The following is a 20,699-nucleotide window of genomic DNA, read 5'->3' as shown; positions in this document are numbered from 1 at the left end:
CTGTTGTAACATTTAACAATCCGCGTACTCCTTCAGGCAAACCGTAACAGGAAACGGGGGTGCGGCAGCCCTCGGCTGCACTACCCCCGTTAGTAAATAACGTTACATTTTTTGGCACATCCCTGTGCCACTGAAATATCCCTCAAACATTAGTTACACGGAAGTATTGTGCTGTTGCAGCAATTCGTCCAGGGTAACGGTCACATTTTCGAGAGTAATCAGTTCGGTTGAGTCGTACTGCGTTCCTGCACCGTCACGGTCAATCGACACCACGGTATTGCCGTCGTCGGTATGTTCTACCGAGACATAGTTCCCGATGGTGGCGGCCGAACCGTCCCAGCCCTGCAGCAGTTCACTGACATCGATGTGGTCTTCGCCGACGGTGAAGTCGGTCCAGGTATCCGCACCGTTGCCGCCGGTTGAATCCTCTTGATCCAGCAGGTGGTAAACCACCGTGTCTGCTCCGTCACCCAGCGTGAAGGTGTCGTTGTAGGCACTGCCAGAGACAGAGTCGTCTTCACTGGTGCCGTTGATTGTTGGAGCCAAATCAATGGTCAGTGAATTCAGCGTTACCGTTCCATCGGTGTCGGTCAGGGTGTAAGAGAACACCTCTTTGCTGGTGATATCAGCCGCTGTAATTCCTTCGTTAAGTGCATAACTGTAGGAACCGTCAGCGTTGATAGTCAGCGTTCCGTACAGACCGTCGACCGTGGTGGTTTCCGTACCGGTTTCACTCAGGCTGATGCCATCAATGCCCAGCGTTGCGCCGGAATGATTGATGTTATCGCCATCGTGAACGTTGCCGTGCACAGACGTATCACCGTCCAGACCGTCAAGTGAATCCAGTGCCATCAGCGAGCTGAACGTTGCCACACCATTGTGCAGTGTGATCACCAGGTTAGCGCCGGACGTGACGCCGTGATGGTCGACAATCTGATAGGTGTAGGTAACATTTGGAGGCAGAGACGTGACTTTCAGGCCGGAGTTCAGCGTGAAGATGTAGTCACCCGCCTGGTTAACCTGCAGTACCCCATATGTAGTGGTAATGGAGGTGTAACCCGATGCCAGCAGCGTTGTACCGTTAACGGTGGTCACATGGGCACCAGTTGGAATGCTACCGTTAGCTGCGCTGGTATCATTCTCAAGCAGGTTACCGTCCGCAATCGCCGACTGAGTCACGGTTGACGTCGTGGTATCGCTTGTCACGCTCAGGCCGTTCGTTGTTCCTACACTTGCACCCGTAGACTGCAGCACGACGATGTAGTTACCCGAGTTAGCCACGGTGAAGGTGGTTGAACCGCTCCTTGTACCGCCAAGAGCCAAGACGGTGGTGAACAGGGAGTGAGGGTTTTCGACCCTGACATAGTTTCCTGCAGCGTTTTGTACGTAGAGTACCGCACTCACTGTGGAAGCTAGCTGAGCACCCGTAACCGAACCGGTCACGCCGATTGTACGGCTATCGCCTGCACCCACGGAGAAGCTCAGGTGCGGGTTAGTGCCCAACAGAGTAAGGTCGAGCAGTGCCGGTAATCCCACACTCAGAACCGCCGAACCACTTGCTGGTGCGATGGTAGTTGGGCTGGTAACGGTTGACGATGTTGTTCCGAAGTTAACCTGATCCAGGTCGGCATGTGCGGAAACGAGAACCGCTCCGTTGACATGACCAACTTGTGATGGGTTATTCGCGGCATCAGTCAGTGTTACCGACAGCTGCGTGCCGTTGGTTTGCGCTGTGGTCAGATTCACGGTGAAGGTACCGTTTTCTCCAACTTTCACGTTCGCCGGGCTGATGGTATTGCCGTTAACATCTTTCACCGTCACCGTTGAGCCAGGCTCACCGGTACCCGTCAGCACCGTACCTGCCGCATTGATTGACAGCGCGGTTGGTGTATCCGGTGGCGTTGAGTCGTGAGCGACGATCGGTGCAGTTGGCGATGGGTTGCCCGCTTCATCGGTCTGCAGCACGGTCAGCGGCTGGCCGTTGGTCTGAGGTGAAGACAGCGTGACGGTAAAGCTACCGTTTTCCCCAACAACCGCACCCGCTACGCTAATCACGTTATTGTTAGCATCGCGTACGGTGATGGAGGCACCCGGTTCGCCGGTACCGGTAATCGTCAGACCATCCTCAGTGATACTCAGACCCGTTGGCGCGATTGGTGGCGTGGTATCGCCCGCATCAACGGTGGCCGGCTCGGACGGGTTACCCGCTTCATCGGTCTGGATGACGGTCAGTGTCTGGCCGTTAGTCTGTGCAGATGTCAGATTTACGGTGAAGTTACCGTCTTCGCCCACTACAGCACCCGCTACGCTAATCACGTTATTGTTAGCATCGCGAACGATGATGGAGGCACCCGGTTCACCCGTACCGGTGATGCTCAGGCCGTCTTCCGCCACTTCAAGAGCGTCAACCTGCGCCGGAGGCGTGGTATCACCCGCGTCAACCGTTGCCGGTTCGGACGGGTTGCCCGCTTCATCGGTCTGGGTGACGGAGAGGGTTTCGCCGTTGGTCTGAGGCGTGCTCAGAGTCACGGTGAAGTTACCGTCTTCGCCCACTACCGCACCCGGGAGGCTGATGACGTTATTGTTAGCATCGCGAACGGTGATGGAGGCACCCGGTTCACCGGTACCGGTGATGCTCAGGCCGTCTTCCGCCACTTCAAGAGCGCCAACCTGCGCCGGAGGCGTGGTATCGCCCGCGTCAACCGTTGCCGGCTCAGACGGGTTGCCCGCTTCATCGGTCTGGATCACAGACAGGGTCTGACCGTTAGTCTGTGGTGCGTTCAGCAGTACGGTGAAGTTACCGTCTTCGCCAACCACAGCACCCGGCAGGCTGAGCAGATTACCATCAGCATCACGAACGGTGATGGAGGCACCCGGTTCGCCGGTACCGCTGATGCTCAGGCCATTTTCCGCGACTTCAAGAGCGTCAACCTGTGCCGGAGGCGTGGTATCGCCCGCTTCAACGGTGGCTGGTTCGGATGGGTTGCCCGCTTCATCGGTCTGGGTCACGGACAGGGTTTCGCCGTTGGTCTGAGGCGTGCTCAGATTCACGGTGAAGTTGCCGTCTTCGCCTACTACAGCGCCTGGGAGGCTGATAATGTTGCCGTCAGCATCACGAACGATGATAGAAGCTCCCGGTTCACCGGTACCGCTAATGCTCAGTCCATCTTCCGCCACTTCAAGAGCGTCAACCTGTGCCGGAGGCGTGCTATCGCCCGCTTCAACCGTTGCCGGTTCGGACGGGTTGCCCGCTTCATCGGTCTGGGTCACGGACAGGGTTTCGCCGTTGGTCTGAGGCGAACCCAGACTCACAGAGAAGCTGCCATTTTCGCCCACTACAGCGCCCGGCAGGCTGATAATGTTGCCGTCAGCATCGCGAACGGTGATGGTGGCACCTGGTTCACCTGTACCGCTAATAGTCAGGCCGTCACCGGACACACTCAGACCGTCAACCTGTGCCGGAGGCGTGGTATCGCCCGCGTCAACCGTTGCCGGTTCAGACGGGTTGCCCGCTTCATCGGTCTGGGTCACGGAGAGGGTTTCGCCGTTGGTCTGAGGCGTGCTCAGATTCACGGTGAAGTTACCGTCTTCGCCCACCACAGCACCCGGGAGGCTGATGACGTTGCCGTCAGCATCGCGCACGATGATGGAAGCTCCCGGTTCGCCGGTACCGGTGATGCTCAGGCCATCTTCCGCCACTTCAAGAGCGTCAACCTGTGCCGGAGGCGTGGTATCACCCGCGTCAACCGTTGCCGGTTCGGAAGGGTTACCCGCTTCATCGGTCTGGGTCACGGAGAGGGTTTCGCCGTTGGTCTGAGGAATACTCAGATTCACAGTGAAGTTACCGTCTTCGCCTACCACGGCGCCCGGCAGGCTGATAATGTTGCCATCAGCATCACGAACGGTGATAGAGGCACCCGGTTCACCGGTACCGGTGATGCTCAGGCCATCTTCCGCCACTTCAAGAGCGTCAACCTGTGCCGGAGGTGTGGTGTCACCCGCTTCAACGGTTGCCGGTTCGGACGGGTTACCCGCTTCATCGGTCTGGGTTACGGAGAGGGTTTCGCCGTTGGTCTGAGGTGAAGTCAGGTTCACGGTGAAGTTACCGTCTTCGCCCACCACAGCGCCCGGTGCACTGATCACGTTGCCATCAGCATCGCGTACGGTGATGGAGGCACCCGGTTCGCCGGTACCCGTGATGCTCAGGCCGTCTTCCGCTACTTCAAGAGCGTCAACCTGCGCCGGAGGCGTGGTATCGCCCGCTTCAACGGTGGCCGGTTCGGACGGATTACCTGCTTCGTCGGTCTGGGTCACGGAGAGGGTTTCGCCGTTGGTCTGAGGTGAAGTCAGGGATACGGTGAAGTTACCGTCCTCGCCCACCACAGCACCCGGAACGCTGATCACGTTGCCATCGGCATCGCGTACGGTAATTGCCGCACCCGGTTCGCCAGTACCACTGATGCTCAGGCCGTCTTCCGCCACGTTCAGCTCGTCAACCTGATCCGGAGGTGTGGTGTCGTCTGCTTCAACGGTGCCAGGCTGTGATTCGTTACCGGCTTCATCGGTCAGGGTAACGGTCAGGGTTTCGCCATTAGTCTGAGGTGTAGTCAGAGTCACGGTGAAGTTGCCGTCTTCGTCAACCACGGTGCCCGGAACGCTGATCACATTGTTGTTAGCGTCATAGACGGTAACAGCAGAGCCAGGTTCACCCGTACCGCTTACGGTCAGGCCGCCTGCGTTAACAACGAGACCTTCCGGTGCGTCAGGTGCATCAACGTCAGCGTCCGCATCGGCGTCGGCATCGGCATCCGCATCAGCATCAGCATCCGCATCGGCATCCGCATCGGCATCCGCATCCGCGTCCGCATCCGCGTCGGCATCCGCATCCGCGTCGGCATCCGCATCCGCGTCGGCATCCGCATCGGCATCGGCATCGGCGTCAGCATCGGCATCGGCGTCAGCATCGGCATCCGCGTCCGCATCGGCATCCGCATCCGCATCCGCATCGGCATCGGCATCGGCGTCAGCATCGGCATCGGCATCGGCATCGGCATCCGCATCCGCATCCGCATCGGCATCGGCATCGGCATCGGCATCCGCATCGGCGTCGGCGTCCGCATCGGCGTCAGCATCCGCATCGGCATCCGCATCGGCATCGGCATCGGCATCGGCATCGGCATCAGCGTCGGCATCCGCATCCGCATCGGCATCCGCATCGGCGTCCGCATCGGCGTCAGCATCCGCATCGGCATCGGCATCGGCATCGGCATCAGCGTCGGCATCCGCATCCGCATCGGCATCGGCGTCAGCATCGGCATCCGCGTCTGCATCCGCGTCGGCATCGGCATCGGCATCAGCATCCGCATCGGCATCCGCATCGGCGTCCGCATCGGCGTCAGCATCCGCATCGGCATCCGCATCGGCATCGGCATCCGCATCAGCATCGGCATCCGCATCGGCATCCGCATCGGCATCCGCATCGGCGTCGGCATCCGCATCGGCATCGGCATCCGCATCCGCATCGGCGTCAGCATCGGCATCTGCATCCGCATCCGCGTCAGCATCGGCATCGGCATCGGCATCAGCATCCGCATCGGCGTCAGCATCGGCGTCGGCATCCGCATCGGCATCGGCATCCGCATCGGCGTCCGCATCGGCATCCGCATCGGCATCCGCATCTGCATCAGCGTCCGCATCCGCATCCGCATCGGCGTCAGCATCGGCGTCAGCATCGGCATCGGCATCGGCATCGGCATCGGCATCGGCATCGGCGTCCGCATCCGCATCCGCATCGGCATCCGCGTCAGCATCCGCATCGGCGTCAGCATCCGCATCGGCATCGGCATCGGCATCGGCATCGGCATCGGCATCCGCATCCGCATCGGCATCGGCGTCAGCATCGGCGTCCGCGTCCGCATCGGCATCGGCGTCCGCATCGGCGTCGGCATCCGCATCGGCGTCGGCATCAGCATCGGCATCAGCGTCCGCATCGGCATCGGCATCCGCATCAGCGTCCGCATCCGCATCGGCATCGGCATCGGCATCCGCATCCGCATCGGCGTCCGCATCGGCATCCGCATCGGCATCCGCATCCGCATCCGCATCGGCATCGGCATCCGCATCCGCATCGGCATCAGCGTCGGCGTCGGCGTCGGCGTCGGCATCCGCATCGGCGTCGGCATCCGCATCCGCATCCGCATCCGCATCGGCATCCGCATCGGCGTCAGCATCGGCATCGGCATCGGCATCCGCATCCGCATCCGCATCCGCGTCAGCATCGGCATCAGCATCGGCATCGGCATCGGCATCGGCGTCGGCATCCGCATCGGCGTCGGCGTCGGCATCCGCATCCGCATCAGCATCCGCATCGGCATCCGCATCGGCGTCGGCATCCGCATCCGCATCGGCATCGGCGTCAGCATCGGCATCGGCATCCGCATCCGCATCCGCATCCGCATCGGCATCCGCATCGGCGTCGGCGTCGGCATCGGCATCGGCATCGGCATCGGCATCCGCATCGGCGTCAGCATCGGCATCGGCATCCGCATCAGCGTCAGCATCCGCATCCGCATCTGCATCCGCATCCGCGTCGGCATCAGCATCCGCATCGGCATCGGCATCGGCATCGGCATCAGCGTCGGCATCAGCATCGGCATCCGCGTCCGCATCCGCATCCGCATCAGCATCCGCGTCGGCATCCGCGTCGGCATCCGCATCGGCATCCGCATCGGCGTCGGCATCCGCATCGGCGTCAGCATCGGCATCGGCATCGGCATCCGCATCAGCGTCCGCATCGGCGTCGGCATCGGCGTCCGCATCGGCATCAGCATCGGCATCAGCATCCGCATCGGCATCAGCGTCGGCATCAGCATCGGCATCCGCGTCCGCATCGGCATCCGCATCGGCGTCGGCATCAGCATCCGCATCAGCATCCGCATCGGCGTCAGCATCCGCATCCGCATCGGCGTCAGCATCCGCATCGGCATCCGCATCGGCATCGGCATCGGCATCGGCATCGGCATCGGCGTCAGCATCTGCATCCGCATCGGCGTCCGCATCGGCATCCGCATCGGCGTCGGCATCCGCATCGGCGTCGGCATCGGCATCGGCATCGGCGTCAGCATCCGCATCCGCATCGGCGTCGGCATCCGCATCCGCGTCGGCATCCGCATCGGCGTCGGCATCCGCATCGGCATCCGCGTCGGCATCGGCATCAGCATCGGCATCGGCATCCGCATCCGCATCGGCGTCGGCATCGGCGTCGGCATCCGCATCGGCGTCGGCATCCGCATCGGCGTCAGCATCGGCATCGGCATCGGCATCGGCGTCGGCATCGGCGTCCGCATCCGCATCCGCATCCGCATCAGCATCCGCATCAGCATCCGCGTCGGCATCCGCATCGGCATCCGCATCGGCATCCGCATCCGCGTCGGCATCGGCATCCGCATCCGCGTCGGCATCGGCATCCGCATCGGCGTCCGCATCAGCATCGGCGTCGGCATCCGCATCGGCATCGGCATCCGCATCAGCATCCGCGTCGGCATCAGCATCCGCATCCGCATCCGCGTCAGCATCGGCATCGGCATCAGCGTCGGCATCCGCATCCGCGTCCGCATCGGCATCCGCATCGGCGTCGGCGTCCGCATCCGCATCGGCATCCGCATCGGCGTCAGCATCGGCATCGGCGTCCGCATCGGCATCCGCATCGGCATCGGCATCGGCGTCAGCATCCGCATCGGCATCAGCGTCCGCATCGGCGTCGGCATCGGCATCGGCGTCGGCGTCGGCATCAGCATCCGCATCGGCATCAGCGTCGGCATCAGCGTCGGCATCAGCATCGGCATCCGCGTCCGCATCCGCATCCGCATCCGCATCAGCATCCGCGTCGGCATCCGCATCGGCATCCGCATCGGCGTCGGCATCCGCATCGGCGTCAGCATCGGCATCGGCATCCGCATCAGCGTCCGCATCGGCGTCAGCATCCGCATCCGCATCTGCATCCGCATCCGCGTCGGCATCAGCATCCGCATCGGCATCTGCATCCGCATCCGCATCAGCATCAGCATCAGCATCGGCATCGGCATCGGCATCGGCATCCGCGTCCGCATCGGCATCGGCGTCCGCATCGGCATCGGCATCCGCATCGGCGTCCGCATCCGCATCCGCATCCGCATCCGCATCCGCGTCGGCATCCGCATCCGCATCCGCATCGGCATCGGCATCGGCATCCGCATCGGCATCCGCATCGGCGTCGGCGTCGGCATCAGCATCGGCGTCGGCATCCGCATCGGCATCGGCATCGGCATCGGCGTCGGCATCGGCATCGGCATCCGCGTCAGCATCGGCATCCGCATCGGCGTCCGCATCGGCATCGGCATCCGCATCGGCATCGGCATCCGCATCCGCATCGGCGTCGGCATCGGCGTCGGCATCCGCATCGGCATCGGCGTCAGCATCGGCATCCGCATCGGCGTCGGCGTCGGCATCGGCATCCGCATCCGCATCGGCGTCGGCATCCGCATCGGCGTCGGCATCCGCGTCCGCATCGGCATCCGCATCCGCGTCGGCATCGGCATCCGCATCGGCGTCCGCGTCCGCATCCGCATCGGCGTCAGCATCGGCATCGGCATCGGCATCAGCATCCGCATCCGCATCCGCATCGGCATCAGCGTCGGCATCAGCATCGGCATCCGCGTCCGCATCGGCATCCGCATCCGCATCGGCATCAGCGTCGGCGTCGGCATCCGCGTCTGCATCAGCATCCGCGTCGGCATCCGCATCCGCATCCGCATCCGCATCGGCGTCGGCATCCGCGTCCGCATCCGCATCGGCATCGGCATCCGCATCCGCATCCGCATCGGCGTCCGCATCGGCATCGGCGTCCGCATCGGCGTCGGCATCCGCATCGGCGTCGGCGTCGGCGTCGGCATCGGCATCGGCATCCGCATCCGCATCGGCGTCGGCATCCGCATCGGCGTCGGCATCCGCATCGGCGTCGGCATCCGCATCGGCGTCGGCATCGGCGTCAGCATCCGCATCTGCGTCAGCATCCGCATCAGCATCAGCATCCGCATCCGCATCCGCATCCGCATCGGCATCCGCATCGGCATCCGCATCGGCATCCGCATCAGCATCGGCATCAGCATCAGCATCAGCATCGGCATCGGCATCGGCATCGGCATCGGCATCCGCATCCGCATCCGCATCCGCATCCGCATCGGCGTCCGCATCGGCGTCCGCATCGGCGTCGGCATCGGCATCGGCGTCAGCATCACTGTCATCACTGTTGTTGTGATCGTCGCTTTCGCCCAGGAACATTGCACCTATACCAAGCAGTCCGGCGCCAGCAAATGCCAGCCCGGCTGCATAGTTAGATTCCGCACCGCCCAGCAATAAGCCGTCGATGTCGGCAATAGATTCGAAATGGAAACCAGTGGCGGGATCTTGCACCCACCACAGCGCGCCCTGACTATCTTCCAGGACTAAATCACTTGTGTGGCCCTCTGCATCAGCCACAAAGAAATTCTGGAGTACGACTTTTTCGCCAGAATGTAGCGTAACGATCAAATCATTCCCGGAGCGTGTTGTAGCAGCGATTTCGCTGCGCTCCAGTTGTAGCTTTACTACGCTAGGCGCGGTCAGATTAACCTGATCAGCTGATACGCTGGAGGTTGCTCCGCCGTCCTTTACGGTTACAGCTATGTTATTCATAAACTTGCACTCCCATGAGGATTGAGCATTTGGCAGGCCTCAAGGCTTTGCCAAATTGTTTACTAATTTGATACGTACTTAATAGAAGTTATAGCAAGCACCTTTGGAGCTTATTCCCTTCTTATTTCAACTGCTTACTGCTTCTGGCGCGGAAGTTTTATGCGTACCTTGTCGAATGACATTTTCAGTGAGGCAGGTCTGTTACCGGACTATCGGATTGTTTTTATTGTTCTTGTGGTTTACGCATTTAATTAGGCATAAATTCACTAATAAACAACGATTAATCTGACAAACGGACAAGACGATGCCGCCCTGAATAAGGGGCATAAAAATAGTTTTATTATCCAGTTGATTGCCCTGGATTATTATTGTCAGAGGTGACTTTCTGATATTGATATAATTAATATCACTATCAGCGCAGTACCTCATGATGGCAGGGCGGATCTCTCCTCCCTACAAAACTGGAATTTCTTACTTATTCAGGAAGCGCAGTCCTTATTTTCACCAGGTAGAAATTTATTTACCCATATTCAAATAAGGGGGATGAGAAAATAGTTTGCTAAAGCTCACATTATTTTCAGCTATCCTGGAATATATCCTGCCGGGCTTCACATATTTGCCAGCCGTAGCCACAACCCTTGCCAATCGACAGTATCCGTTGCGGAGGATAATCCTGAGATCAAGCTCGCTGTATTGGATCTGTGGATCAGCGTCGACGCGATCGCTCAGGCCGACATTCGTTTCGGATTGATAGGGTAAACAGGCGGTCAGCGCCGTTCTCTGCGCGGTGAAACGAGGACCGGTGCAAGCGTCATGATCGATCGCTGAGCCAATGATAGAGGGCGAAATAAGAGTATCTGCTGAGCATTCACGGGGAAGTAGTGCACCTGCCATAGCATGAGTAAGGCCAGGGACTAACCGATAGTCAACACGATGTACTTTCATACTGCAGTCCTTTAACACCATCAATAGGTTAAAGCTCTTCATCATTAGCAGCGCATCACTCAATTTGAAATCATCTCCACGACCTGAGCACACCGATCTCTAACTAAATTGGAGCTTAGTGTGTTAATTCAGTTAATTGAAATTGGTTTGAATACGAGGCAGAACGCCATTTGATAGGCATTTCCTATTGGATGGTTTCATATGGTAACAGCAGGCTATCTAAAATTAAGATAAGTCTCACTTAATGGCATTACCAGTGACGGTGAATTGTCACATATTGATAACATCATGAATTGAAATGGTTTTTTTGCATTAAAAAAATTTATGCGTTAAAGGATGAGACAGTTTAGATTGCGAAAATTCCTGGTCTGAACGTGATTGATAAGACTTTCTGTTGTTTAAAAATGTAATTATTGATTTCTTTTTATACTTATTGCCCGTGAAAAGTGTGATTTATTCGTAAAATCATTAAAAAACTTATCGTTTTTTTTATTTTAAAATGTGATCGTGATCACAATAAATTGCCTTTTTATGTAAAAATCCTGAAAAATCAACGTTATTATAGCGGATTGCAGTTATGACTCATTAGTTTGCATAGACTATCTCAGTAAAAGTTAAGAAATATTTTTTCATTATTTCTATGCTTTTTTATGTGACTGATTCTCTTAGGCAGCAAATGCCCATCAGTTAATGTTAACAATAGTAAGGCGTCGGTTTTTCAATCACATAAAGTGATGGAAGGCAGTTCGATATCTCACTGCCTGTTACTCGCGGTGGGGAAGGGGCTGAAGGGCTATCCCTGGGATGATGATTTTGCATCCTGCAGGATACGGGAGTTGCATCCCGCAGGATAAGGCCGAAGTATCATCTGTTGCGCTTATAGCGGCGGAAGGTGAAGCGGGCACCCCAGACTAAAGCGATCGCCAGCACCAGCCAGAACAGCTGTTTAATATGATGGTCCAGCGCGTGCAGCCATGGCGCAATCACCTGGCCTCCCAGATAGCCCAGTGAGACAAACAGCGTCGCCCAAAGCAGTGCGCCAATCACGTTAAGCATCAGAAAAGTGGCAGGACGCAGGCGGCTGGCACCGATGATGATCGGCCCGACAATGCGCAGGCCATACATAAAACGTACGCCGATAACAAAAAGCACGGGTCGTTTGCGGATCAGTTGATTCGCTGAGGTTATTTTGTCCTCATGCTTTTTAAAGCGTTTCAGAATGCTGGTGCCGTAGTATCGGCCCAGGAAAAATAGCGCAGTATCGCCCAGAATGCCGCCGCAGGCTGTCACCAGCAGTACCCAGCCGTAGTGCAAAAGTCCTTCATGAGCGGCAACGCCGCCCAGCAGAGTGAAGGTTTCTCCTTCCGCCAGGCAGCCTATAAACAGTGCCCAATAGCCGTATTCCGTAATCAGCGCATTCACATCAGCAGGCAAAATAGATCTCCTTAAAAGTGTTTTCTCCTTATTAGTCTAGCGTTTTGTGATCGATCCCGCAGCCTGCAGAAAATCCGCGCATTTATTTTTGAAGTAAAAATAGGGCGTTAGCCGATCGACGTTGCCGGGTGAAAAGCAAACAATTCAGTGGCGCATATACTGATAGTGTTGCCGCTCAAGACAGAAACCACGGGCGGCCAGACGTTGTGAGGAGTGAAGATATGAACCACGTATGGGGACTTCTTGCGCATCCTGACCGTGAGATGCGGGATATCAAACGGGAGAACGAAACGCTCTCCCATCATTACACTCATCATGTTTTGCTGATGGCGCTGATCCCGGTGGTCTGCGCCTTTATTGGTACCACTCAAATTGGCTGGGATATCGGCGTGGGTCAGACCATCCCGCTATCGTTGTTCAGTGCCTTCGCGCTGGCGATTGTGTTTTATGCCGTGATCCTTGGCGGGGTAGCGGTGATGGGGCGGGTAATCTGGTGGATGGCGCGTGATTATCCGCAGCGGCCACAGTTGAACAGCTGTATGGTTTTCGCCGGCTATATCGCCACGCCCCTGTTCCTTAGCGGGCTGGTTGCGCTTTACCCGCTGGTCTGGCTGTGCGTACTGGTCGGCGCTCTGGCGCTGGTCTACACCGGCTATCTGCTTTACGTCGGCATTCCCCTGTTCCTGAACATTGATCGCGAAGAGAGCCTGCGAATTTCGGGTTCTACGCTGGCGATTGGTATCCTGGTGCTGGAAGTGTTGCTGGCGATCACGGTCCTGATGTGGGGCTATGGTTATCGCCTGTTTTAAGTGCCTTCGCCACCGGGAAACCGGTGGCGATCTGGAAACGCCTGGAAACGAATAATCGGTAGGAAAATACCCGGTTTACAGCGTATTATGCGCGAGCCAGCCCTCGCGTATTCTCGTTTCAGCGGGTGGCGGCGTGTGGTTACCACACCTGAATCACTAGCCGTTAAGTTCTGAACTGATGCCTGCAAAAATCCGTTTATCTCTTTTGAGTTTGGCCCTGCTGTTTTCCGGCCCGCTACTCGTTACTCAGGCCAATGCCCGTACTCCACAATCTGAAACCACGCGCGCGGCGCAGCCGGAAATTGCCTCCGGCAGTGCGATGATTGTCGATATGGATACGAATAAAGTTATCTACGCTAATCACCCAGACCTGGTGCGTCCGATTGCCTCAATCACCAAACTGATGACGGTGATGGTGGTGCTGGATGCGCATCTGCCGATGGATGAGATCCTCAGCGTGGATATCAGTCAGACTCCGGAAATGCGCGGGATCTATTCGCGCGTGCGGCTCAACAGCGAAATCAGCCGTAAGAATATGATGCTGCTGGCGCTGATGTCCTCGGAAAACCGCGCGGCGGCAAGCCTGGCGCATCATTATCCGGGCGGTTACGATGCTTTCATTCGGGCGATGAACGCCAAGGCACGCTCGCTGGGGATGACGAATACCCGCTACGTTGAACCAACCGGTTTGTCTATTCATAACGTATCAACCGCCCGCGATCTGACCAAACTGCTGATCGCCAGTAAGCGCTACCCGCTGCTGGGCGAGTTGAGTACCACCCGCGAAGATATGGCCACTTTTAGCCATCCGAATTACACGCTGCCGTTCCGCAACACCAACCATCTGGTGTATCGCCCGGACTGGAATATTCAGCTGACCAAAACCGGTTTCACCAATCAGGCCGGGCACTGCCTGGTCATGCGCACGGTGATCAATAAGCGCCCGGTGTCGCTGGTCGTGCTGGATGCCTTCGGGAAGTACACGCATTTCGCCGATGCCAACCGCCTGCGCAGCTGGATTGAAACCGGTAAGATCTCCCCGGTTCCTGCCGCCGCGCTCAGCTATAAAAAGCAGAAGGCCGCTCAGGTAGCCAGTAATGGTGTTGCCGACGACAGCGCGGTGGAGTAACCCGCTTACAGCGTGCCGGAAGGGTCTAACTTTCCGGCACTTCTGGCGCGTCCGGCTGTAGCGCCAGCTGCATCAGCAGCGTATCCCGCCATTCACCGTGCTTAAATCCCACGTTGCGGAAATTGCCCACCGTTTCGAAGCCCATTTTTTTATGCAGGTTCAGCGAACCGGCGTTGCGTTCGCCGTTGCCGACAATCGCCAGCATTTGCCGCCACGGTCCCTGCTGGCAGCGGACGATCAGCGCCGCCATCAGCACGCTGCCAATGCCTTTGCCGCCCGCGTCGGGTGCCAGATAAATGGAGTCTTCAATGGTGTAACGGTAGGCGGGGCGAGGGCGATACTGCGTGGCATAGCAGTAGCCGACAACTTCATTATTAATCAGCGCAACCATCCAGGGCAGGCCAAAGGAGCGAACTTTGCGGAAACGCTCGGTCATTTCATGCACATCCGGTGGTGTTTCTTCGAATGAGCCACAGCCGTGCAGGACATGCCAGCCATAGATGCGGGTGATGATATCAAAATCGGCTTCTTCTGCGTCGCGGATGCAGACGGCAGATGCAGGGTTAACCATGACGAGTCCTTGTGGTTTTTCTTTCTAATTTGCCACGCAGCTCACGATGAAACACCATAGATCCTTCTTATGGATGAGACTTTTTTTTTCTATCGCAAATCTTATAGTGCGGCCCACGGCAAAGGCATAAACTATGCCGCGATATTCATCCGGCACCGACCGGTGCCCTCTCTTTTTTATCAGGAACTTCGTTCATGTCAGGCATGTTAACTTTTCTTCGGGTGTGTCTGCTGGCACTGGTGGCGCTGTCGCCGCAGTGGGTGCAGGCGGCAGACAGCGACAGCGCTCAGCAAAATGGTGATGCGCCGATCAAGGTCAATGCTGCCGTTGAGCTGCCTAAGATGCAGAAGGTGCTCGACAAAATAAAGCAGCAGGTATCCGGCGAAACCAACGATACCCGCCTGAATGCGCTTAATGACCTCGCGCTGGAGCTATCCGGTGATGCCGATGCCCTGATTCAGGGGCTGATTCCGCAACGCGCGCAGTTACAGGCGCAGCTGGCGGTACTTGGCCCCGCGCCTGCGGCGGACAGCGGCGTAAAGGAAACCAGCGAAGTTACGACCAAACGCAGCAAGCTGGAAAGCCAGAAAAGTAAAACTGACGATCAAATCAAGCAGGCTGAAGCGATCAAAGCCAGTTCGATCAACCTTTCTGCTCAAATTGTCAATCTGCGCCGCGATGCGCTGAAAACCCAGCTGGCGCTGAATGCAGGCAGTATTTTTGGTCCGCGCTTCTGGGCACCGCTGACCAACAACCAGAGCGACGACAGCGAAAAGATCGGTGACTTTATTGATGAGTTGAAAACCGCCGCGTTGCTCTCCTTTGAGCCGGGCTGGGTGTTTGGCACCGTCAGCTGGATACTCGCCGCCGGTCTGGTGGCAACGCTGGGCCGCCGTTACCTGGAACAGTTCCTCGCCTGGGTAGGTATTAACCATTTGCCGGAAGGGCGCCTGCGCCGCAGCTTCCTTGCCGCCGCCACGGCGTTAACCACGCTCGGTGCGGTGGTGCTGGCGTTTAACTTCCTCGATCTGGCTTTTACCCGCCATGATGAGGTCGTGGATGACGTTCGCGTCTTCGCCGATAAGCTGGTCGGGCTGAGTATTTTCTGCGGTCTGATTGCCGGCCTGGGGCGCGCTTTCCTCTCCACTCGCCGCCCTTCATGGCGCCTGCCGCAAATCTCCAATGAAGTGGCGTTGTCCCTGAAGCCGTATCCGCCGCTGACCGCCGCGCTGGTGTTTATTTTTCAGACGGTTGAAAACTTTAACAGCAGCGCGAATACCAGCGTGGCGACAACGATTTTTGCCAACGGTATGACCGCGTTGCTGATTGGGGCAACCGCGCTATCGATCAGCATTCGTACTAACCGCGTACGTCGCAGAATGATTCAGGAAGGCCATCAGCCGGAAGCGAGGTCAACGCTGGTCGGGCTGATTCAGATGGCGCTGACGCTGATCGGTTTTGCCATCATGGTTGCGCTGGTCATTGGTTACATTACCCTGGCGCGATTCCTTGCTTATGAGCTGATCTGGATGGGCATTGTGTTTGGCCTGTTCTACATATTCAGCCAGCTGGTGACCGATGCCAGCGAGAGCCTGTTCTCCACTAATAATGCCTCGGGCAAGCGCATCCAGGCCTCGTTAAACATCGACGCGCGCCATCTTGGTCAGGTTGCAGCCCTGCTGGGTGCGATTGGTAAAACGCTGCTGCTGCTGGCGGCGGCGATGGCATTACTGAACGGCACTTTCGGTAGCGCAACGCCGATAGAACTGGTGCAGAAAGCCATCGAATTCTGGGGTGGTAAAGGCCTGGAGTCGATGAATATCGTTCCGGCGCATGTGGTGAACGCGCTGGTGTGCCTGGCGGTGGGTATCTGGGTACTGCGCTCGGTGAAACGCTGGCTGGAAAACGAATTCCTGCCTAAAACTACCATGGATAAGGGGATGCGAGTTTCGCTGATCACCCTGTTCAGCAACATCGGCTTTGTGCTGGTGATCCTGATGACGCTGTCGATTATGGGCGTGCAGTGGAACAAACTGGCCTGGATCGTCAGCGCGCTGTCGGTCGGTATCGGTTTCGGTTTACAGGAGATTGTGAAGAACTTTATCTCCGGTCTGATCCTGCTGACTGAACGCCCGGTAAAAGTGGGTGACCTGGTCAGTATCAGCGGTATTGAGGGTGATATCCGTCGTATTAACGTGCGTGCTACTGAGATCCAGCTCAGCGATAAGTCCACGGTCATTGTGCCGAATTCGCAGCTGATTTCGCAGAACGTACGTAACGCCACCATGGGCAATGCGCAGGGGGTAGCGACCATTACGCTGACCTTCCCGCTGGATATCGATCCGCAGCAGGTGCGTCAGCTGCTGCTGGACGTTTACAACGATAATGAACGTATTCTGGAAACCCCGGAGCCGTCGGTGTCGTTTAAAGATCTCACCTCGACCGGTATTGTACTGGCCGTTACCGGCAACGTCGCCAGCCCGCGTCAGGTGAGCGGAGCGAAAAGCGATCTGCTGTTCGATATTCTGACCCGACTGCGCAAGGAAGGCGTGGCGCTGTCTGCACCGCAGACGATGATTATTGAGCGTAAAGACGGGAAGGTGGTTTTACAGGATGCCGCAGAGTAAACGCATAATGACCGCCGGTGGCAACCCCACCGGCAGCCTGATGGCTTAGCCTGCTTTATCCTGCATCTGGTCTATCCAACTCACCAACTGATGAACTTTGGTGCTGTTTGAGCCCTTCAACAGCACCGTATCATTGGCCTGTAGTGCCTCCAGCAGCAGCGGTTTCAGGTCGTCCGGCGCATCAACCCACGCCCCTTTTTTCCCTTCATCCAGCTGTTCCCAGCAGTGTTTATAGCTCGATCCTGCCAGGAAGATCTGGTCGATCTGGCTGGCGTTCAGCAGCGGTGCCAGTTCGGTATGATAGCTCTCCGAGCCGGGACCCAGCTCGGCCATTTCACCCAGTACGGCAATACGGCGCCCGCTACAGCTCTGGCCGCTCAGGCGCTCAATGGCTGCCTGCATCGAGCCTGGATTGGCGTTATAGGCATCATCGATCAGGGTCAGCGGCAGGCCGTTAACAGTGACCTGTTTTTCCTCACCGCGCCCGGCCAGGGCGGCAAATTGCCCGATCTTCTCAATGGCCGGTTCCAGCGGATAGCCCAGCGCTTCCACCGCGGCCAGCGTCGCCAGGCTGTTCAGTGCCATATGCTTTCCGCCCGCCGCCAGCGTGTAGTGCAGGGTGCGGTCGCCAATCTGCGCGGTAACCTGCTGCTTCTGCGCGTCATATTCAACCAGACGGTACTGACAGTCGGGATGCGTACCGTAGTTAACAATATTCTGCTGCTTCGCTTCGGCCGCCTGGCTGACCGTTTCCCACTCCAGCATATCGCGGTTTAAAATCGCCACGCCGCCGGGAGCCATGCCGACAAAGATGGCGCTTTTGGTCAGGGCAACATCGTGGACTGTGGTGTTTTCACCGAGGTGGGCGGGCTGAATATTGGTAAAAATTGCGACTTCCGGGCGTACCATGCGCGAGCTGACCGCCATTCTGCCAATGGCCATTTCCAGCACGATATGGGCGCTGTCCCACGGCATGGAGGCGATATTCCACGCCACGCCGCGCGGCAGGTTAGCGTTATTATTACTCTTGCAGGTTGGCCCCCAGGCTGAAAGCGCATCGGCGACCATGGCTACACAGGTGGTTTTACCGGCGCTGCCGGTGATGCCCAGCACCCGGCCTTTCATCTTATCGCGGGCGTAGCGGCCCATAGCAAGAACAGCGTCGGTATTATCGGCAACCTTAAGCAATGGGATACTGTCCGACAGAATTTTGTCCGGTTCGGTGGTGATCAGGCAGGAGGGCGGAGGAGAAAGTCGTAAAGCCACGCTGGCCAGCAGGCCGGTTTTATCATCTTCGGTGCGGATAATTGCCATATTTCCGGGCTGCAAAGCGGGAGCGAAAATAGAGACGCCGGTTGCGGTCCAGCCTTCTGCCGGGGGAATAACCCAGCTGCCCTTCGTGGCTTTTTCTACATCTTGTACGGTCCAGTAATTTTTATTGCTGGTAAGGCTATTATTATTTGAAGCAGTAATATTTTCTTCTGCTACTACGCCCATATTTCCTCCGCCAGTCAGTTGGCATGATTACAGTTATCACAGGATACAATTGACTATTAGCGCAAAAGTGGAAAAAAACAATGTTTCGGGGTGCATCAGGAAGGGTAAATAACATTAATATGAGCGAGCGCACCGGGGCGAAATAATCCGCCCCGGATTAGTGGGTTATTTCTGACAGTCGCAGCTGCCCCAGTGTTTTTCTCTCGTTGTTTTACCTATACCCGGGTTAAAGGTATTGGTCGGATCGAGCTGCTGATAAAACGCTTTCAGCTGGGGTTTCGCTTTATAAAGATGGCCCACGTTATGCTCTGCCGGATATTCCGCGCCGCGCTCGGCCAGCAGTGCCAGCATTTTTTCCTTCAGCGCGTGGGTATCCACTCCTTTTTTCACAATATAGTCCTGATGGAATACATGGCAAAGGAAGTGGCCGTAGTAGAGACGGTGGGTCAGCGCATCGTCAAATTCGGCTGGCAGCCGTTCAAACCACTCACGGTCGTTGCGGCGCAGCGCAATGTCCAACGCCAGAATATCTTCCACCTCATCGTGATGCACGGCGTGATAGCGCACGGCGGCACCGGCAGCGGCAAAGCGATGCAGAAACGCGTGCGCCCCCTCTTTGCCTTCACATTCGAAGAACGCGCCTTCAGCCTGGTGGAAAAATTCCTGCAGGTAAGCGCGGGCTTCTGCCACCCCGTCGCCGGACATTTTCAGCATCAGATGATGCTCATAGCGTTCGCGATACTGCTTCATACGGGCAGGCAAATGGGAGGGTAGCAGGGCGGTCAGCTTCTGTAATACGCGGTCCGTAAAGTGGGGCTTAAACCACTTGATGCGCGACAGCCAGGCATCAACGCGGCCTTTCATCGTAAAGAACATCGGCATTTTATCGGTGCCGAGTTTGTCGATCATCACAAAGGTGTCTTTACCGTACACTTCGGCAATATCGAAGATATCGCGGTGCATATATTCACCGGCAACCGGCAGATTGCTGAAGTTGGCCAGCATATGGCGGCGCAGCTGGTCCAGCACGTCGGTATTGTTGGTGCCGATATAGAACACCTGCTGGGCAGTTTCGCTGGCAAAGGTATCCAGACGGACGGCAAACAGCGCCAGCTTGCCCGCACAGCCGGAAGCTTCGAACAGGCGACGTGCGTCGGCGTTAAAGCGCGAAGGGGTGTCGGCTTCCACGTCGCGCACCCGCTCGGCGTAGTCGTGATCCGAGGCGTGGCGCTGATCGTGCAGGACGTCACCCTGCTGCCAGGTATCATCATCCAGACGGGTGAGGATCTGCTCCGGCGTGGTGCCGAGGTTAATGCCGAGGTGGTTAACCAGGCGCAGCACGCCGTCGGCATCGATCTGCGCGTACAGCGCCATTTCGGTATAGGCCGGGCCGCGTTTCACCAGCGAACCGCCGGAGTTATTACAAATCCCCCCCAGTACCGACGCACCAATACAGGAGGAGCCAATCACCGAGTGGGGTTCGCGCCCCAGCGGCTTTAATTCTTTTTCCAGCTGATACAGCGTACTGCCGGGGAACGCCAGTACCTGTTTTCCCTCGTCCAGCAGGCGGATTTTATCCATACGCAGCGTGCTGATAATCACGATATCGCGGGGATAATCGTTGCCGTTGGGGGTGGAGCCTTCGGTCAGGCCGGTATTGGCTGCCTGCATCAGAATAATGGCATCTGCCGCCACGCAGGCCTGGAGTATCCGCCACTGTTCCAGCAGCGAACCCGGGAAGACCACCGCCAGCGCCTCACCTTCACCGGAGCGAAAGCCTTTACGGTAGCGCTCGGTTTGCGCGGGATCGGTAAGAAGATGGTTGCGGCCGACGATGCGACCCAGTTCAGAAATCAGTTTTTGTCCTGCCGGAAGAGAAGTGTGCATGTCATATCCTTGTCAGAATCACCCCCCTACTTTAGCACCGCTACGGATGCAATAAAGCTGTTGTTATCACGCGACATTCGTCGATACCT

9 protein-coding genes are annotated in these 20,699 nt (G+C 57.5%); 3 read left to right on the top strand and 6 right to left on the bottom strand.

The window, feature by feature from the left end:
* Window positions 1-153: 153 nt before the first annotated feature.
* From JOE09_RS07230 to JOE09_RS07220, 3 genes are all read right to left on the bottom strand, one after another.
* Window positions 154-9,711 carry an Ig-like domain-containing protein gene (locus JOE09_RS07230; protein ID WP_205065312.1) on the bottom strand — a complete coding sequence of 3,186 codons (9,558 nt, stop codon included), beginning with the start codon at window positions 9,709-9,711 and terminating at the stop codon, window positions 154-156.
* Between the two features lie 516 nt (window positions 9,712-10,227).
* Complete coding sequence (locus tag JOE09_RS07225; protein WP_205065311.1) at window positions 10,228-10,656, bottom strand: hypothetical protein; 429 nt, start codon at window positions 10,654-10,656, stop codon at window positions 10,228-10,230.
* Window positions 10,657-11,520: 864 nt separating this feature from the next.
* Complete coding sequence (locus JOE09_RS07220) at window positions 11,521-12,090, bottom strand: DedA family protein (protein ID WP_105593552.1); 570 nt, start codon at window positions 12,088-12,090, stop codon at window positions 11,521-11,523.
* Window positions 12,091-12,311: 221 nt separating this feature from the next.
* On the opposite strand from JOE09_RS07220, the gene JOE09_RS07215 reads away from it, so the two are divergent.
* Both JOE09_RS07215 and pbpG read left to right on the top strand, forming a co-directional pair.
* Window positions 12,312-12,899, top strand: a complete 588-nt coding sequence (locus JOE09_RS07215) for a Yip1 family protein (protein WP_200545689.1) — start codon at window positions 12,312-12,314, stop codon at window positions 12,897-12,899.
* 178 nt (window positions 12,900-13,077) lie between these two features.
* Window positions 13,078-14,028 (top strand): D-alanyl-D-alanine endopeptidase, encoded by a 951-nt coding sequence (pbpG, locus tag JOE09_RS07210; protein WP_200545690.1) that lies wholly within the window; start codon window positions 13,078-13,080, stop codon window positions 14,026-14,028.
* 25 nt (window positions 14,029-14,053) lie between these two features.
* Here the strand turns inward: pbpG and JOE09_RS07205 are convergent, their stop codons facing one another.
* A complete protein-coding gene (locus tag JOE09_RS07205) occupies window positions 14,054-14,599 on the bottom strand; it encodes a GNAT family N-acetyltransferase (RefSeq protein WP_205065310.1) in 546 nt (181 codons plus the stop codon).
* A 194-nt stretch (window positions 14,600-14,793) separates the two neighbouring features.
* Between JOE09_RS07205 and JOE09_RS07200 the strand changes: the two genes are divergently transcribed.
* Window positions 14,794-17,226, top strand: a complete 2,433-nt coding sequence (locus tag JOE09_RS07200) for a DUF3772 domain-containing protein (protein ID WP_205065309.1) — start codon at window positions 14,794-14,796, stop codon at window positions 17,224-17,226.
* Between the two features lie 45 nt (window positions 17,227-17,271).
* Here JOE09_RS07200 and JOE09_RS07195 read toward each other — a convergent pair whose 3' ends face one another.
* Window positions 17,272-18,723 carry a UDP-N-acetylmuramoyl-tripeptide--D-alanyl-D-alanine ligase gene (locus JOE09_RS07195; RefSeq protein ID WP_205065308.1) on the bottom strand — a complete coding sequence of 484 codons (1,452 nt, stop codon included), beginning with the start codon at window positions 18,721-18,723 and terminating at the stop codon, window positions 17,272-17,274.
* A gap of 165 nt (window positions 18,724-18,888) precedes the next feature.
* Window positions 18,889-20,610 (bottom strand): D-lactate dehydrogenase, encoded by a 1,722-nt coding sequence (gene dld, locus JOE09_RS07190; protein ID WP_205065307.1) that lies wholly within the window; start codon window positions 20,608-20,610, stop codon window positions 18,889-18,891.
* Window positions 20,611-20,699: the final 89 nt, after the last annotated feature.

Source organism: Pantoea coffeiphila (assembly GCF_016909495.1).
Lineage (GTDB): Bacteria > Pseudomonadota > Gammaproteobacteria > Enterobacterales > Enterobacteriaceae > Erwinia > Erwinia coffeiphila.
The sequence above is the reverse complement of the archived record's forward strand: the minus strand, read 5'-3'. Positions and strand labels throughout refer to the sequence as shown.

Coding starts and splice junctions, on each gene's coding strand:
- JOE09_RS07230 (WP_205065312.1), bottom strand. CDS start 9,711: ATGAATAACATAGCTGTAACCGTAAAGGACGGCGGAGCAACCTCCAGC.
- JOE09_RS07225 (WP_205065311.1), bottom strand. CDS start 10,656: ATGAAAGTACATCGTGTTGACTATCGGTTAGTCCCTGGCCTTACTCAT.
- JOE09_RS07215 (WP_200545689.1), top strand. CDS start 12,312: ATGAACCACGTATGGGGACTTCTTGCGCATCCTGACCGTGAGATGCGG.
- pbpG (WP_200545690.1), top strand. CDS start 13,078: ATGCCTGCAAAAATCCGTTTATCTCTTTTGAGTTTGGCCCTGCTGTTT.
- JOE09_RS07205 (WP_205065310.1), bottom strand. CDS start 14,599: ATGGTTAACCCTGCATCTGCCGTCTGCATCCGCGACGCAGAAGAAGCC.
- JOE09_RS07200 (WP_205065309.1), top strand. CDS start 14,794: ATGTCAGGCATGTTAACTTTTCTTCGGGTGTGTCTGCTGGCACTGGTG.
- JOE09_RS07195 (WP_205065308.1), bottom strand. CDS start 18,723: ATGGGCGTAGTAGCAGAAGAAAATATTACTGCTTCAAATAATAATAGC.
- dld (WP_205065307.1), bottom strand. CDS start 20,610: ATGCACACTTCTCTTCCGGCAGGACAAAAACTGATTTCTGAACTGGGT.